The sequence below is a fragment of the Streptomyces sp. CC0208 genome (assembly GCF_003443735.1).
Lineage (GTDB): Bacteria > Actinomycetota > Actinomycetes > Streptomycetales > Streptomycetaceae > Streptomyces > Streptomyces sviceus.
In genome coordinates, this window is the sequence record NZ_CP031969.1 from 6,763,902 (window position 1) to 6,780,932 (window position 17,031).

Here is a 17,031-nt window from a genome sequence, read left to right on the forward strand (position 1 = left end):
GCGTTCGCGTATCCGTGAGGCACCCTTGACTGGATCATGAACTGTCATGAGCCTGGCATCTGTTCGCTGCTGTGGCGGACCACCACAAGGGGGGCTCATGAGACGAAGAGCGAGACCGATCCTCGCTGTTGGCGCACTTCTGCTCGGCGGCGCGGGCATCGCACCCGTCGCCCATGCCGCGCAGGGCGCAGGTTCTCCTGATCCGAACGAAGTCAAGGTCTTCCGCGCCGAGGTCACCAGCCGGCAGGTACCCCTGCTGCTGGCGGCCGGACAGGACGGCCACGAACTGAGCGAGCAGGTGCCCGCGAAGGGCACCGCGACCGTCGAGGTCTACCTGACCGACCAGGAGGCCCGAAAGCTCGAGAAGCAGGGCGTCGAACTCACCGAGCACACCCTGACCGCCAAGGCCGAGGCCCGCGTGGACAAGGCGGCCGAGGGCGTGTTCCGGCCGTACAGCGGAAGCGGCGGCCTCCAGCAGGAGATCCTCGCGACCGCCCGGGCCAACCCCGGCCTCACCAAGGTCGTCTCCATCGGCAAGACGGTGAACGGCAAGGACATCCTCGCGCTCAAACTGACCAAGAACGCGAAGAAGTCCAAGGACGGTGCCAAGCCCTCCGTCCTCTACATGTCCAACCAGCACGCGCGCGAGTGGATCACGCCGGAGATGACCAGGCGGTTGCTCCACTACTACGTGGACGGTTACAAGACCGACAAGCGCCTCAGGAAGATCGTCGACTCCACCGAGCTGTGGTTCGTCCTGTCGGCCAACCCCGACGGCTACGACTACACCTTCCAGAACGCCGACAACCGCCTGTGGCGCAAGAACCTGCGCGACAACAACGGCGACGGCACCATCGGTGTCGGCGACGGCGTCGACCTCAACCGCAACTTCTCCTACAAGTGGGGCTACGACAACGAGGGTTCGTCCCCCAACCCCACCAGCGAGACCTACCGCGGCCCGGCCCCGTCCTCCGAGCCCGAGACCAAGGCCCTGGACGCCTTCGAGAAGCGCATCGGCTTCACGTACGGCATCAACTACCACTCAGCCGCCGAACTCCTCCTCTACGGCGTCGGCTGGCAGGTGGCCACCGACACGCCCGACGACATCATGTACAAGGCGCTCGCCGGCACCCCGGACAACTCCGCGATACCCGGCTACCGTCCGCAGGTCTCCTCGGAGCTGTACACGACCAACGGTGAGGCGGACGGCCATGCGTCGAACGTCAACGGCCTGGCGATGTTCACCCCCGAGATGTCGACCTGCCAGACCGCCTCGGACCTCGACCTGAACGACCAGTGGAACGCGGCCGACTGCCAGTCGGTCTTCAACTTCCCGGACGACGAGAAGCTGATCCAGCAGGAGTTCGAGAAGAACATCCCCTTCGCGCTCTCCGTCGCCGAGTCCGCCGCCAGGCCCGACCAGCCGAAGTCCTCGCTCGGCCTGAAGGCAGCCGACTTCACCCCGAAGACGTTCACCACCTCCTACGCCCGCGGCGCGGACCAGGAGGTCTCCGTCGTCGTACGCAAGGCGGTGCGCGACAAGGAGCTCAAGTACCGCGTCAACGGCGGCCGTACGCAGCACGAGCCGCTCAGGGCGTGGAAGGGCGGCGAGACGTACGGCGGTGACGACAACCTCTACTTCGACGAGTACCGGGCCAAGGTCGAGGACGCCGACCCGGGCGACAAGGTCGAGGTCTGGTTCACCGGCCGGGCCAAGAGCGGGAAGCCCGCCTCCAGCTCGCACTTCACCTACACCGTGGCCCAGCGGCCGCGTGCGGACGTGCTCGTGGTCGCCGAGGAGGGCGCGACCGCCACACAGGCGCAGACGTACGTGGACGCGCTGAAGGCGGCCGGCCGCAAGGCGGTCGTCTGGAACGTCGCCACGCAGGGCGCGCCCGACGCGCTCGGGGTCCTGGACCACTTCAAGTCGGTCGTCCACTACACGGGCGCGACCGTCCCGGGCAACCCCACCCAGCTCCAGCTGCGCGCCTTCCTGAACGAGGGCGGCAAGCTGATCGAGGCGGGCGAGCGGACCGGCGGCAGCGTCGACCTGGGCGGCGGCACCCTGTCGAACGACTTCAGCCAGTACTACCTGGGCGCCTACACCCGTACGACCCTGCCGGGCGCGACGGCCTTCCAGGGCACCGGCAAGCTCTCCGGGGCCTCCGGAACCCTCGGCGCCGCCCCCGGCAACCCGCTGGACGCGGCCGGGTCCTTCAGCGTCACCTCGGACAACCTGCCCGCGACGGCCTTCCCGCAGTTCGCGAGCGCGGGAGCCGGCACCTACCCCGGCACGCCCAACCCGTACGGACCGTACGAGGGCGCCTCCATGGCGGCCGTCACGCACAGCGACTACGCCTGGAACCGCCTCACCCGCACCATCGACCTCACCCAGGTCACCGCCGCGCAGGCACCCACCCTGCGCACCCGGATGCTGTGGGACACCGAGGAGGGCTACGACCACGCCGTCCTGGAGGCGCACACCGCCGGGGCCGAGGACTGGACCACGCTCCCCGAGAAGAACGGCGCCACCAGCAACGCCGTCCCCGCCGAGTGCGAGGCCGGGTTCTTCATCGCGGCCCACCCCGCGCTCAAGCGGTATCTGACCCAGGGCACCGGTGGCTGCACGGCCTCCGGCACCAGCGGCCAGTGGAACAGCCTCACCGGATCGTCGGCGGGCTGGCAGGAGGTCTCCTTCGACCTCTCCGCGTACGCGGGCAAGAAGGTCGAGGTGTCCTTCAGCTACATCACCGACCCCGGGTCCGGCGGTCGCGGTGTGCTCCTCGACAACACCTCCGTCGTCGTCCACGGCCAGGCCGTGGAGACCGAGGGCTTCGAGACCTCGCTCGGCGCGTGGAGCGTGCCCGGGCCGCCCGCGGGCAGCCCCGCGGTCGTGACGGACTGGGGGCGCGCCGGAGAGCTGTTCAAGACCTACGGCGCGGTCACCACGGACGACACCGTGCTGCTGGGCTTCGGCCTGGAGCACGTCACGGCGGCGGCCGACCGCACGGCCCTCGTCAGAAAGGCGCTCGCCGCCATCGGTGGGTGAACCGGACGTGACTCGGTGCAGTCATTCCGGCTGACCGGAGCTTTCGGTCCGGGGCGGTCCGTACCCCTACTGGCGGGTACGGACCGCCCTGCCGTGTATGGGGCATCTCGATGTCACTCCGAAAGCCTCAGGGGGGTAGGGTCGGGGGTGGTCGGGGACATCCCATACAGCTCGCCGGAGTCGAACCCGGCGTACCAACGAGGAGATCGGTTTCGTGACGATCCGCGTAGGCATCAACGGCTTTGGCCGCATCGGTCGTAACTACTTCCGCGCGCTGCTGGAGCAGGGTGCTGACATCGAGATCGTGGCTGTCAACGACCTGGGTGACACCGCGACCACCGCTCACCTGCTCAAGTACGACACCATCCTGGGCCGCCTCAAGGCCGAGGTGTCGCACACCGCCGACACGATCACCGTCGACGGTCACACCATCAAGGTGCTGTCCGAGCGCAACCCCGCCGACATCCCGTGGGGCGACCTCGGTGTCGACATCGTCATCGAGTCGACCGGCATCTTCACGAAGAAGGCCGACGCCGAGAAGCACATCGCCGGCGGCGCCAAGAAGGTCCTCATCTCGGCTCCGGCCAAGGACGAGGACATCACCATCGTGATGGGCGTCAACCAGGACAAGTACGACGCGGCCAACCACCACGTCATCTCCAACGCCTCCTGCACCACCAACTGTGTGGCGCCGATGGCCAAGGTTCTGGACGAGAACTTCGGCATCGTCAAGGGCCTGATGACGACGGTCCACGCGTACACGAACGACCAGCGGATCCTGGACTTCCCGCACTCGGACCTGCGCCGCGCCCGCGCCGCCGCCGAGAACATCATCCCGACCACGACGGGTGCCGCGAAGGCCACCGCGCTGGTCCTCCCGCAGCTCAAGGGCAAGCTGGACGGCATCGCGATGCGCGTTCCGGTCCCGACCGGCTCGGCCACCGACCTGGTCGTGACGCTGCAGCGCGAGGTCACCAAGGACGAGGTCAACGCCGCGTTCAAGAAGGCCTCCGACGACGGCGACCTCAAGGGCTTCCTGACCTACACCGAGGACCCGATCGTCTCCTCGGACATCGTCGGCGACCCGTCGTCCTGCACCTTCGACTCCTCCCTGACCATGGTCCAGGAGGGCAACACGGTGAAGATCCTCGGCTGGTACGACAACGAGTGGGGCTACTCCAACCGCCTCGTCGACCTCACGGTCTTCGTCGGCAACCAGCTCTGATCCACAGAGCAGGCACTTTGATGTGAGAGCAGGGCTCGGGCGGCGCAGGGACGCGCCGTCCGGGCCCTGACTCACGTTCGGATCAGCTCTCGTACGATCAGAGCACCCTCACCAGGAGTTCCTTCATGAAGACGATCGACGAACTTCTCGCCGAAGGCGTGGACGGCAAGCGGGTCTTCGTCCGCGCCGACCTCAACGTGCCGCTCGCCGACGGCCGCATCACCGACGACGGCCGTATCCGCGCCGTCCTGCCCACCGTCAAGGCCCTCGCGGACGCGGGCGCCAAGGTGGTCGTGGCCTCGCACCTGGGCCGCCCCAAGGGCGCCCCGGACCCGGCCTTCTCCCTGCTCCCGGCCGCCGAGCGGCTCGCCGAACTCCTCGGCGCCCCGGTCGCGTTCGCCCAGGACACGGTCGGCCCCGCCGCCCACGACGCGGTGAACGGCCTGCAGCCCGGCCAGGTCGCCGTCATCGAGAACCTGCGCTTCAACGCCGGCGAGACCTCCAAGGACGACACCGAGCGCGGCGAGTTCGCCGACCAGCTGGCAGCTCTCGCGGACGCGTACGTCGGCGACGGCTTCGGCGCGGTGCACCGCAAGCACGCCTCGGTCTTCGACCTCCCGGCCCGGCTGCCGCACTACGCCGGCTACCTCATCGCCACCGAGGTCGGCGTCCTGAAGAAGCTCACCGACGAGGTTCAGCGGCCCTACGTGGTCGTGCTCGGCGGCGCCAAGGTCTCCGACAAGCTTGCCGTCATCGACCAGCTGCTCGGCAAGGCCGACCGCATCCTCATCGGCGGCGGCATGGCCTTCACCTTCCTCAAGGCCAAGGGCCACGAGGTCGGCGCCTCCCTCCTCCAGGAGGACCAGATCCCGGCGGTCCTGGAGTACATCGAGCGCGCCGAGAAGACCGGCGTCGAGCTGGTCCTGCCGGTCGACGCCGTGGTCGCCCCCGCGTTCCCGGACCTGAAGACCAAGGCCCCGGCCGACGCCACCACCGTCGCCGCCGACGCCATCCCGGCCGACCGGATGGGCCTGGACATCGGCCCGGCGTCCGGCAAGCTGTACGCCTCGAAGATCACCGACGCCGCCACCGTCTTCTGGAACGGCCCGATGGGCGTCTTCGAGCACCCCGAGTTCGCCGAGGGCACCAAGGCGGTCGCCCAGGCTCTCCTCGACTCCTCGGCCTTCACGGTCGTGGGCGGCGGCGACTCCGCCGCGGCCGTCCGCATCCTGGGCTTCGACGAGAACGCATTCGGCCACATCTCGACCGGTGGCGGCGCCTCCCTCGAATACCTCGAGGGCAAGACGCTCCCCGGCCTCGCCGCACTGGAGGACTGACCCCGCATGACCACTCGCACGCCGATCATGGCGGGCAACTGGAAGATGAACCTCAACCACCTTGAGGCCATCGCGCACGTCCAGAAGCTCGCCTTCGCACTCGCCGACAAGGACTACGAGGCCGTCGAGGTCGCCGTCCTGCCGCCCTTCACCGACCTGCGCTCCGTGCAGACCCTGGTCGACGGCGACAAGCTCAAGATCAAGTACGGCGCCCAGGACCTCTCGGCGCACGACTCGGGCGCCTACACCGGTGAGATCTCGGGCTCGATGCTGGCCAAGCTGAAGTGCACGTACGTGGCGATCGGCCACTCCGAGCGCCGCCAGTACCACGCCGAGACCGACGAGATCGTCAACGCCAAGGTCAAGGCCGCCTACAAGCACGGCCTCACCCCGATCCTGTGCGTCGGCGAGGAGCTGGACGTCCGCGAGGCGGGCAACCACGTCACCCACACCCTCGCCCAGGTCGAGGGCGGCCTCAAGGACCTCCCGGCCGAGCAGGCCGAGTCCGTCGTCATCGCCTACGAGCCCGTCTGGGCCATCGGCACCGGCAAGGTCTGCGGTGCCGAGGACGCCCAGGAGGTCTGCGCCGCCATCCGCGGCAAGATCGCCGAGCTGTACACCCAGGAGCTGGCCGACCAGGTCCGCATCCAGTACGGCGGCTCCGTCAAGGCCGGCAACGTCGCCGAGATCATGGCGCAGGCCGACATCGACGGCGCCCTGGTCGGCGGTGCCTCGCTGGACGCCGACGAGTTCGTCAAGATCGTGCGCTTCCGGGACCAGTAAGTAGGCCCTGGCGGCGATCCGTCGTACCCTTGCGGGGGCATGGCCCTGATGGCCGTGCCCCCGTCGTTCACCCGAATCCGAGAGAGTTGGTCCAGCCGTGGTTATGGGGTTCTCGATCGCCCTGATCATCTTCAGCGGCCTGATGATGCTGCTGGTGCTCATGCACAAGGGCAAGGGCGGCGGCCTCTCCGACATGTTCGGTGGCGGCATGCAGTCGTCCGTCGGCGGTTCCTCGGTCGCCGAGCGCAACCTCGACCGGATCACCATCGTGGTCGGTCTGCTCTGGTTCGCGTGCATCATCGTGCTCGGTCTCCTCATGAAGACGAACAGCTGAGCGGTCACGCCACACACAGCACGTCCATTCCGCACGTAAGGCCCCATGTTCGGTACGCGCACCTGAGCGCGGCCTATCATGGGGCTTGCGTCTAGGTGTGGGGGCGGTAACTCCAATCACTGGACGCGCGTTGGGCCTTACGTAGACTGAGGCGCTCGCAACGAAGCGACAACGCCGACTCGCTTCGCGGCACCATCACGCAGGGAGTTACGACCGTGGCAAGTGGCAACGCGATCCGAGGTAGCCGGGTCGGGGCGGGGCCGATGGGCGAGGCCGAGCGGGGCGAGTCCGCGCCCCGGCTGCGCATCTCCTTCTGGTGCTCCAACGGGCATGAGACGCAGCCCAGCTTCGCCAGCGACGCGCAGGTCCCCGACACCTGGGACTGTCCGCGCTGCGGCTTTCCCGCCGGACAGGACCGGGACAACCCGCCGGACCCGCCGCGCACCGAGCCGTACAAGACGCACCTCGCGTACGTACGGGAGCGGCGCAGCGACGCGGACGGCGAGGCGATCCTCGCCGAGGCGCTCGCCAAACTGCGGGGCGAGATCTAGCGTCGAGAACCGGCCGGGTACCGAGGGGTACCTGGCCGAAGCCGTTTCACGGCCGTGCGGGGTCGCCGTACCCCTCCACGGCCGGTGTCGGCCTGCCCTGCTCGCAGTCGTCTTCTCCGTGCTGTTCGCCGTCTCGCTGATACCCGTGCCCCACGCGCACGTACCTGTGGGTGCGCCGGGCGCCGACGCCGTCATGGCTCGCGCCCCGCGATGATCAACTAGGTTGGCACAGCTGGGACAGGCACGAAAGAAGGCTGAAGTCGCACATGAACGCAGACGGCCGTACCAGGCTCAACCGGACGCCCGCATGGACCGCGCTGGCCGAGCACCGCGAGGAGCTCGGCGAGGTGCGGCTCAGGGAGCTGTTCGCCGCCGATCCCGGGCGCGGCACCGGGTACACACTGCGGGTCGGTGACCTGTACGTCGACTACTCCAAGCACCTGGTCACCGACGAGACGCTGCGGCTGCTGCGTGAACTCGCCGCCGCGACCGACGTCTTCGGGCTGCGGGACGCCATGTTCCGAGGCGAGCGGATCAACACGACCGAGGACCGGGCCGTGCTGCACACCGCTCTGCGTGCCCCGCGCGACGCGGTGATCGAGGTCGACGGGGAGAACGTCGTCCCGGGCGTGCACGCGGTGCTCGACAGGATGAGCGACTTCGCGGGCCGCGTCCGTTCCGGCGAGTGGACCGGCCACACCGGCAAGCGGATCAAGAACGTCGTCAACATCGGTATCGGCGGCTCCGACCTGGGCCCCGCGATGGCGTACGAGGTGCTGCGCGGCTTCACCGACCGCGACCTCACCGTCCGTTTCGTGTCGAACGTCGACGGCGCCGACCTGCACGAGGCCGTCCGCGACCTGGACGCCGCCGAGACGCTGTTCATCATCGCCTCCAAGACCTTCACCACCATCGAGACGATCACCAACGCCACCTCGGCCCGCGCGTGGCTGCTCACCGAGCTGAAGGCCGGTCAGGAAGCCGTCGCCCGGCACTTCGTGGCCCTGTCGACCAACGCCGGAAAGGTGTCGGACTTCGGCATCGACACGGCCAACATGTTCGAGTTCTGGGACTGGGTCGGCGGCCGCTACTCCTACGACTCGGCGATCGGCCTCTCCCTGATGATCGCCATCGGGCCTGACCGCTTCCGCGAGATGCTCGACGGCTTCCACCTCGTCGACGAGCACTTCCGCACCGCCCCGGCCGAGTCCAACGTGCCTTTGCTGCTGGGCCTGTTGGGTGTCTGGTACGGCAACTTCCACGACGCGCAGTCCCATGCGGTGCTGCCGTACAGCCACTACCTGGCCAAGTTCACCGCCTACTTGCAGCAGCTGGACATGGAGTCCAACGGCAAGTCGGTGGACCGTGACGGCAACCCCGTGGAGTGGCAGACCGGACCGGTGGTGTGGGGCACGCCCGGCACCAACGGGCAGCACGCCTACCACCAGCTCATCCACCAGGGCACCAAGCTGATCCCGGCGGACTTCATCGGCTTCGCCGAGCCGGTCGCCGAGCTCTCCGACGGGCTCAAGGCCCAGCACGACCTGCTCATGGCGAACTTCTTCGCCCAGACCCAGGCACTGGCCTTCGGCAAGACGCCGGACGAGGTACGGGCGGAGGGGGTGGCCGAGGACCTGGTCCCGCACAAGACGTTCCGGGGCAACCACCCGACGACCACGATCCTCGCGAAGGCACTCACCCCGTCCGTCCTCGGCCAGCTCATCGCCCTCTACGAGCACAAGGTGTTCGTCCAGGGTGCCGTCTGGAACATCGACTCCTTCGACCAGTGGGGCGTCGAGCTCGGCAAGGTCCTCGCCAAGCGCGTCGAACCGGCGCTCACCGAGGGCGCCGAGGTACCGGGCCTGGACGCCTCGACCAAGGCGCTGGTGGCGACGTACCGGGAGCTGCGCGGGCGGCAGTAGGAGACCCTCTGCGGGAACTCCTGTGCGTTCTCTGTGCCCGTGCCCTAGGGTCGCGCTGAACCTGGGGAGACGAGAGGTACGGATGAAGCATGGGGGACGGGTCGCCGTGGCACTCACGGCGACCCTGGTGGGGGCGGTGCTCGCGGGATGCGGGCAGCGGGGCACGCCTCCCGAAGACGCTTACAGCGGTCTGGAGAGCGTTCCGGAGAAGCTCGACCCGGACGGTACGACGATCACCGTCGGGAACCCGCACGCCCCGGTGACGGTGCACCTCTACGAGGACCCGCGGTGCCCGGTCTGCGAGGAGTTCGAATCCACCGGAGCGGGCCCGGAACTGCAGGAGGCGACCGTGCGGGGCGAGGCGAGGACCGAGTACACCATGGCGTCCTTCCTGGACGCCAGGCTCGGTGGCAGCGGCTCGAAGAAGGCGGTCAACGCCCTGCGGGCGGCGCTGGCGCAGGGCAGGTTCGCGGAGTACCACCAGGTGCTCTACCGCCACCAGCCCGAGGAGGCAGAAGACGGCTTCACCGACGCCCGTCTGCTCGAACTGGCCGAGCAGGTCGAGGGGTTGCGGGGGCCGGCCTTCGACTCAGCGGTGAAGGACATGAAGTACCGGGCCTTCGTGACGGCGTCCGAGAAGGCCTACGAGAGTGCCGGTGGCAGCGAGGAACCCGGGGGCCCGGGCACACCGACCGCGGTGATCAACTACGTACGCATCCCGGCCGACTACAACGGCCTGCTCTTCGACGCGCCGCTGTTCTCGAACCTGCTCCGGCAGATTCGCAAGGCGCCGGGGGAGTGGGGAGCGTACGACTTCCCGGAGGTCACAGGGACGCCGGGCCTCTCCTGAGAGAGACCCGGCGTCGACTGCCGTGCACAGGACCGGCGTTACGACGAAGCCGGCGGATACAGCGACCGCGGCAGCTGGGAGGCGGCCGCCGAGTCCAGCAGCCACAGGGTGCGGGCCCGGCCACGGGCCCCGGCCGCCGGGGCCTGGATCTCGCCCGCTCCGGACAGGGCGATCGCCGCGGCCTGTGCCTTGTCCTCACCGGCCGCGAGGAGCCAGACCTCGCGGGCCGCGCGGATCGCGGGCAGGGTCAACGACACCCGGGTGGGCGGGGGCTTCGGGGCCCCGTGCACACCGACGACCGTGCGCTCGGTCTCCCGTACCGCGGGGAGCTCCGGGAACAGGGACGCCACGTGGGTGTCCGGGCCGACGCCCAGCATCAGGACGTCGAAGGTCGGGACCGCGCCGTGGTTCTCGGGCCCGGCCGCACGGGCCAGCTCCTCGGCGTAGGCCGCCGCCGCGGCCTCGACGTCGTCCCCGTGGGGGCCGTCCGACGCGGGCATGGCGTGCACGCGCTTCGGGTCCAGGGGTACGGCGTCGAGCAGGGCCTCGCGGGCCTGCGTGTCATTGCGTTCCGGGTCGCCCTCGGGCAGGTAGCGCTCGTCGCCCCACCACAGCTCCAGGCGGCCCCAGTCGATGGCGTCCCGGGCGGGCGCTGCGGCCAGGGCGGCCAGCAGGCCGTTGCCGTTGCGGCCACCCGTGAGGACCACCGACGCCGAGCCCCGGGAGGCCTGCGCGTCCACGATCTTGGTGATCAGACGGGCCGCGGCGGCCTGGGCCATCAGCTCCTTGTCGTGGTGCACGACCAGTTGCGGGGTGCTCACTTCGCCGCCTTCCCGTTCCCGGACAGGCCGGAGGGGACCGGCTTCAGCGATGCCGACGGCGAGCCTTGCGGCCCGTGCGCCCCGGGAGCTTGCGCAGCGCCCTCGACAGGGGCTTCGACGGCGAGCTCGGTGGAGACTGCGGACGGTCCTCCGGAGACGGGTTCTCCTTTGACGGGTTCTCCCTCTGCGCCAGAACCTTCTGCTCCGGAACCTTTGGCGTCGGCACCTTCCGTGCCGGCACCTTTGGCATCGGGACCCGGTTGCGGAAAGGGCACCGACGGGTTCAGCCGTTCCACCCCGAAGCGCAGCGCGGAGGCGTACGTGTCGTCCGGGTCCAGCCTGCGCAGCTCCTCCGCGATCAGCTCGGCCGTGTCCCGGCGCTTGAGCGCCACCGCACGGTCCGGCTGTCCCTGGATGGAGAGCGTGGCGAGCGAGCCGTCCGCACGGTCCAGCACGATCGGACCGCTGTCCGTGTGCATGCGTACCGCCGTGAGGCCGGGACCGCTCGACAGTGAACGCTTCACCGGCACGTCCAGCCGGTCCGCCAGCCACATCGCCAGCAGCTCGCAGCTCGGGTTGAACTCCTCGCCCTCCACCTCCACGGCCTCCACCTTGCAGGTGACCTGGTCGAGCGCGGCGGCCAGCATCGAACGCCACGGTGTGATGCGGGTCCAGGAGAGGTCGGTGTCGCCCGGCGTGTAGGTGTCGGCGCGCGCCGTCAGCTCGCGCACCGGCTGCTCGGAGGAGTACGTGTCGGTGACCCGCCGCTGGGCGAGCGCCCCGAGCGGGTCCCCGGCCGGGTCGAGCGGCGCGTCCACCGGCCACCAGACGACGACGGGCGCGTCCGGCAGCAGCAGCGGAAGGACCACCGACTGGGCGTGGTCGACGATCTCGCCGTACAGCCGCAGCACCACCGTCTCGCCGGTGCCCGCGTCCGCGCCCACCCGCACCTCGGCGTCGAGGCGGGACTGGGTGCGGTCACGGGGACTGCGCGACACCCGCTTGACGACCACCAGCGTGCGCGAAGGGTGCTCGCGGGACGCGTCGTTGGCGGCCTTGAGGGCGTCGTAGGCGTTCTCCTCGTCCGTGACGATGACCAGGGTGAGCACCATGCCGACGGCCGGTGTGCCGATGGCCCGGCGCGCCTTGACCAGCGCCTTGTTGATCTTGCTGGCGGTGGTGTCGGTGAGGTCTGTCTTCATGGCCGGCGCCAGCTCCGTCCCTCTCGTGCGAGCATTTCGTCGGCCTCGACCGGGCCCCAGGTACCGGAGGGGTACTGGGCGGGCTTGCCGTGCGTGTCCCAGTACTCCTCGATCGGGTCGAGGATCTTCCAGGACAGCTCGACCTCCTCCGTGCGGGGGAAGAGGTTCGAGTCGCCGAGCAGGACGTCGAGGATCAGGCGCTCGTACGCCTCGGGCGAGGACTCCGTGAACGACTCGCCGTAGGCGAAGTCCATGGACACGTCCCGGATCTCCATCGAGGTGCCCGGCACCTTGGAGCCGAAGCGGACGGTGACGCCCTCGTCGGGCTGGACGCGGATGACGATCGCGTTGGAGCCGAGCTCCTCGGTGGCCGTCGTGTCGAAGGGGGAGTGCGGCGCCCGCTGGAAGACCACCGCGATCTCGGTGACCCGGCGGCCGAGGCGCTTGCCGGTGCGCAGGTAGAACGGCACTCCGGCCCAGCGCCGGTTGTCGATCTCCACCTTGATGGCCGCGTACGTGTCGGTCTTGGACTGCGGGTCGATGCCGTCTTCCTGGAGGTAGCCGACCGCCTTCTCGCCGCCCTGCCAGCCGGCCGCGTACTGTCCGCGCACGGTGTCCCGGCCCAGGTCCTTCGGCAGCTTCACCGCGCCGAGCACCTTGGTCTTCTCCGCGGCCAGCGCGTCCGCGTCGAAGGAGGCCGGCTCCTCCATGGCCGTGAGGGCCATGAGCTGGAGCAGGTGGTTCTGGATGACGTCACGGGCGGCGCCGATGCCGTCGTAGTAGCCCGCCCGGCCGCCGATGCCGATGTCCTCGGCCATGGTGATCTGGACGTGGTCCACGAAGGACCGGTTCCAGATCGGCTCGAACATCGTGTTGGCGAAGCGCAGCGCCAGGATGTTCTGGACGGTCTCCTTGCCCAGGTAGTGGTCGATGCGGAAGACCTGGTCCGGGGCGAAGACCTCCTCGACGGTCGCGTTGAGCTCCTCGGCCGACTTGAGGTTGTGGCCGAAGGGCTTCTCGATGACCGCGCGCCGCCAGGAGCCGCTCGACTGGTCGGCCAGCCGGTGCTTCTTCAGCTGCTGGATGACCACTGGGAAGGCGGACGGCGGCACGGACAGGTAGAAGGCGAAGTTGCCGCCGGTGCCCTGGGCCTTGTCGAGTTCGTCGATGGTGTCGCGCAGCCGCTCGAACGAGTCGTCGTCGTCGAAGGTGCCCTGGACGAAGCGCATCCCCTGGATGAGCTGCTGCCAGACCTCCTCGCGGAACGGCGTTCTGGCGTGCTCCTTGACGGCGTCGTGGACGACTTCCGCGAAGTCCTCGTTCTCCCAGTCCCGCCGGGCGAAGCCGACCAGCGAGAAGCCCGGCGGCAGCAGACCCCGGTTCGCGAGGTCGTACACGGCGGGCATGAGCTTCTTTCGTGACAAATCGCCCGTGACGCCGAAGATGACCAGGCCCGACGGCCCCGCGATACGCGGGAGCCGTCGGTCGGCAGGGTCACGCAGCGGATTGCTGCTCGACAAGATCTCAGCCCTCCGAGGGGGCGAGGCGCTGAAGCTCCGCCTCGGTCGACTTGAGCAGGTCGTTCCAGGCCGCCTCGAACTTCTCGACGCCCTCGTCCTCCAGGAGCTGGACCACCTCGTCGTAGGAGATCCCGAGCTTCTCGAGCGCGTCGAGGTCGGCGCGCGCCTGCTCGTAGGTGCCCGCGACGGCGTCGCCGCGGATCTCGCCCTGCTCCTCGGTGGCGAACAGGGTCGCCTCCGGCATGGTGTTCACCGTGTTCGGCGCGACCAGTTCCTCGACGTACATGGTCTTCTTGTACGCGGGGTCCTTGACGCCGGTCGAGGCCCACAGCGGACGCTGCTTGTTCGCGCCGGCGTTCTCCAGCTTCGCCCAGCGCTCGCCCGAGAAGACCTCCTCGTACGCCTGGTAGGCCAGGCGCGCGTTGGCCACGCCGGCCTTGCCGCGGGCGGCCTTGGCCTCGTCGGTGCCGAGCGCGTCGATGCGCTTGTCGATCTCGGTGTCCACGCGGGACACGAAGAAGGACGCCACGGAGTGGATCTTCGACAGGTCCAGGCCCCGCTCCTTGGCCTTCTCCAGGCCGGCCAGGAAGGCGTCCATGACCAGGCGGTAGCGCTCCAGCGAGAAGATCAGCGTGACGTTGACGCTGATCCCGAGGCCGATGACCTCGGTGATCGCGGGGATGCCGGCCTGGGTGGCCGGGATCTTGATGAGGGTGTTGGGGCGGTCGACGAGCCAGGCGAGCTGCTTGGCCTCGGCGACGGTCGCCTTGAGGTTGTGCGCCAGGCGCGGGTCGACCTCGATCGAGACCCGGCCGTCCTGTCCGTTCGTCGCGTCGAAGACCGGGCGCAGGATGTCGGCGGCGTCGCGGACGTCCGCCGTCGTGATCATGCGGAGGGCCTCTTCGACGGACACCTTGCGGAACGCCAGGTCCGACAGCTGCTGGTCGTAACCGTCGCCCTCGGAGATCGCCTTCTGGAAGATCGAGGGGTTGGTGGTGACGCCCACGACGTGCTGCTGGTCGATCAGCTCGGCGAGGTTGCCGGACGTGATCCGCTTGCGCGACAGGTCGTCCAGCCAGATCGCCACGCCTTCCTCGGAGAGGCGCTTGAGTGCGTCTGTCATGGAATTACATCTCCTAAGTCGTATGTGAGCGTCAGCGCTGGGCGGCGGCGAGAGATTCCCGTGCCTGCGCGGCCACGTTCTCGCCGGTGAAGCCGAACTCCCGGAAGAGGACCTTGGCGTCCGCGGAAGCACCGAAGTGCTCCAGGGAAACGATGCGGCCGGCGTCCCCCACGTACTTGTGCCAGGTGAGACCGATACCCGCCTCGACCGCGACACGGGCCCTCACGGACGGGGGCAGGACGCTGTCCCGGTACCCCTGGTCCTGCTCCTCGAACCACTCCACGCACGGCATCGAGACGACACGCGTCGGCACACCGTCGGCCTGGAGCTGCTCACGCGCCTCGACGGCCACGTGCACCTCGGAACCGGTGGCGATCAGGATGACCTCCGGCTCACCGCCTTCGGCCTCGAACAGGACGTAACCGCCCTTGACCGCGCCCTCGTTGCCCTCGTACGTCGGCACGCCCTGACGGGTCAGCGCCAGGCCGTGCGGGGCGCCCTTGCCGAACTCCTTGGTCCAGCGCCGCAGGATCTCGCGCCAGGCGATCGCGGTCTCGTTGGCGTCCGCCGGGCGCACCACGTTCAGGCCGGGGATCGCGCGCAGCGAGGCCAGGTGCTCGACCGGCTGGTGGGTCGGGCCGTCCTCGCCCAGACCGATGGAGTCGTGCGTCCACACGTACGTCACCGGCAGGTGCATCAACGCCGAGAGCCGGACGGCGTTGCGCATGTAGTCGGAGAAGACGAGGAACGTACCGCCGTAGATGCGGGTGTTGCCGTGCAGCGCGATGCCGTTCATCTCCGCGGCCATGGAGTGCTCGCGGATACCGAAGTGGATCGTGCGGCCGTACGGGTCCGCCTCCGGCAGCGGGTTGTCCGCCGGGAGGAAGGAGGAGTTCTTGTCGATCGTCGTGTTGTTCGAGCCCGCGAGGTCGGCGGAGCCGCCCCACAGCTCGGGGATCACGGCGCCGAGGGCCTGGAGGACCTTGCCGGAGGCGGCACGGGTGGCGACACCCTTGCCCGGCTCGAAGACCGGGATCGCCGACTCCCAGTCCTTGGGCAGCTCACCCGCGGCGACCCGCTCGAACTCGGCCGCGCGCTCGGGGTTGTTGTTGCGCCACTCCTGGAAGGACTTCTCCCACTCGGCCTTCGCCTGACGGCCGCGCTCCAGCGCCTGCCGGGTGTGGTTGATGACCTCGTCGGAGACCTCGAACGACTGCTCGGGGTCGAAGCCGAGGACCCGCTTGGTGGCCGCGACCTCGTCGTCGCCGAGCGCCGAGCCGTGGGCGGCCTCGGTGTTCTGGGCGTTCGGGGCGGGCCAGGCGATGATCGAGCGCATCGCGATGAAGGACGGCCGGTCGGTGACCGCCTTGGCCTTCTCGATCGCCTCGAAGATCGCGACCGGGTCGAGGTCGCCGTTGGCCTGCGGCTCGACACGCTGCACGTGCCAGCCGTACGCCTCGTACCGCTTGGCGGTGTCCTCGGACACGGCCGTCTCGGTGTCGCCCTCGATCGAGATGTGGTTGTCGTCCCACAGCAGGATCAGGTTGCCGAGCTTCTGGTGGCCGGCCATCGAGGACGCCTCGGCGGAGATGCCCTCCTGGAGGCAGCCGTCACCGGCGATGGCGAAGACGAAGTGGTCGAAGGGGGAGGTGCCCTCGGGGGCCTCCGGGTCGAACAGACCGCGCTCGTAGCGGGCGGCCATCGCCATTCCGACCGCGTTGGCGACACCCTGGCCGAGCGGCCCGGTGGTGGTCTCCACGCCCTTGGTGTGGCCGTACTCCGGGTGGCCCGGGGTCTTCGAGCCCCAGGTGCGGAAGGACTTGAGGTCGTCCAGCTCCAGGCCGAAACCGGCCAGGTACAGCTGGGTGTAGAGGGTCAGGGACGAGTGGCCGGCGGACAGCACGAAGCGGTCGCGCCCGACCCAGTCGGGGTCGGCCGGGTCGTGCCGCATCACCTTCTGGAAGAGGGTGTAGGCGGCGGGAGCCAGGCTCATCGCCGTACCCGGATGGCCGTTTCCGACCTTCTGTACGGCGTCGGCGGCCAGGACGCGGGCGGTGTCGACGGCCCGCTGGTCCAACTCGGTCCACTCGAGGTCTGTGGTGGTCGGCTTGGTGCTCACCCTGGGTCAGGGCTCCTCTCCACATGTCACGCATGTCGAAATGCCGGTGCACGGGACGCCCGGCCGTTGTCGAGCCTACCCCCGCAAGTACGTGCGTTTTTTCGAGTCATTCCAGACTGCCGGGCCGCGCGGACATCCGCCTCCCGACTGGCCCGGAGCGCACTTGGCAACTGAATACGCAGCCGCTCGTCCGAG

Annotated in this window: 13 protein-coding genes; 8 read left to right on the forward strand and 5 right to left on the reverse strand. The window is 69.2% G+C overall.

The features are described 5' to 3' along the window. Positions 1–97: 97 nt before the first annotated feature. The 8 genes from D1369_RS31055 (at position 98) to D1369_RS31090 (ending at position 10,051) form a co-directional block, all read left to right on the forward strand. Entirely contained in the window at positions 98–3,049 is a 2,952-nt protein-coding gene (locus D1369_RS31055; RefSeq protein WP_037899558.1) for a M14 family metallopeptidase, read from the forward strand. Positions 3,050–3,263: 214 nt separating this feature from the next. After that, a complete protein-coding gene (gene gap / locus D1369_RS31060) occupies positions 3,264–4,274 on the forward strand; it encodes a type I glyceraldehyde-3-phosphate dehydrogenase (RefSeq protein ID WP_007381239.1) in 1,011 nt (336 codons plus the stop codon). Positions 4,275–4,399: 125 nt separating this feature from the next. After that, positions 4,400–5,611, forward strand: a complete 1,212-nt coding sequence (locus D1369_RS31065) for a phosphoglycerate kinase (RefSeq protein WP_007381238.1) — start codon at positions 4,400–4,402, stop codon at positions 5,609–5,611. Between the two features lie 6 nt (positions 5,612–5,617). Then, positions 5,618–6,394, forward strand: coding sequence for a triose-phosphate isomerase (gene tpiA, locus D1369_RS31070; RefSeq protein ID WP_007381237.1), 777 nt, complete (start codon positions 5,618–5,620; stop codon positions 6,392–6,394). A gap of 103 nt (positions 6,395–6,497) precedes the next feature. Continuing rightward, entirely contained in the window at positions 6,498–6,728 is a 231-nt protein-coding gene (gene secG / locus D1369_RS31075; RefSeq protein WP_031057628.1) for a preprotein translocase subunit SecG, read from the forward strand. A gap of 215 nt (positions 6,729–6,943) precedes the next feature. Continuing rightward, positions 6,944–7,279 (forward strand): RNA polymerase-binding protein RbpA, encoded by a 336-nt coding sequence (locus D1369_RS31080; RefSeq protein WP_003957010.1) that lies wholly within the window; start codon positions 6,944–6,946, stop codon positions 7,277–7,279. Positions 7,280–7,545: 266 nt separating this feature from the next. Beyond that, a complete protein-coding gene (gene pgi, locus D1369_RS31085) occupies positions 7,546–9,201 on the forward strand; it encodes a glucose-6-phosphate isomerase (protein ID WP_007381235.1) in 1,656 nt (551 codons plus the stop codon). 106 nt (positions 9,202–9,307) lie between these two features. Continuing rightward, positions 9,308–10,051, forward strand: coding sequence for a thioredoxin domain-containing protein (locus D1369_RS31090; RefSeq protein ID WP_007381234.1), 744 nt, complete (start codon positions 9,308–9,310; stop codon positions 10,049–10,051). Positions 10,052–10,089: 38 nt separating this feature from the next. Here D1369_RS31090 and pgl read toward each other — a convergent pair whose 3' ends face one another. Genes pgl through tkt form a run of 5 tightly spaced genes read right to left on the reverse strand, consistent with a single transcriptional unit; the run spans position 10,090 to position 16,836 of the window. Continuing rightward, on the reverse strand, positions 10,090–10,872 hold the full coding sequence (pgl, locus tag D1369_RS31095) for a 6-phosphogluconolactonase (protein WP_007381233.1): 783 nt from the start codon (positions 10,870–10,872) through the stop codon (positions 10,090–10,092). Next, positions 10,869–12,074 carry a glucose-6-phosphate dehydrogenase assembly protein OpcA gene (gene opcA, locus D1369_RS31100; protein WP_007381232.1) on the reverse strand — a complete coding sequence of 402 codons (1,206 nt, stop codon included), beginning with the start codon at positions 12,072–12,074 and terminating at the stop codon, positions 10,869–10,871. The genes pgl and opcA overlap by 4 nt, the downstream gene beginning before the upstream one ends. Continuing rightward, entirely contained in the window at positions 12,071–13,594 is a 1,524-nt protein-coding gene (gene zwf, locus D1369_RS31105; RefSeq protein ID WP_007381231.1) for a glucose-6-phosphate dehydrogenase, read from the reverse strand. Before zwf ends, opcA begins: the two co-directional genes overlap by 4 nt. 4 nt (positions 13,595–13,598) lie before the next feature. After that, complete coding sequence (gene tal / locus D1369_RS31110; protein ID WP_007381230.1) at positions 13,599–14,717, reverse strand: transaldolase; 1,119 nt, start codon at positions 14,715–14,717, stop codon at positions 13,599–13,601. Between the two features lie 31 nt (positions 14,718–14,748). Next, complete coding sequence (gene tkt, locus D1369_RS31115; RefSeq protein ID WP_007381229.1) at positions 14,749–16,836, reverse strand: transketolase; 2,088 nt, start codon at positions 16,834–16,836, stop codon at positions 14,749–14,751. Positions 16,837–17,031: the final 195 nt, after the last annotated feature.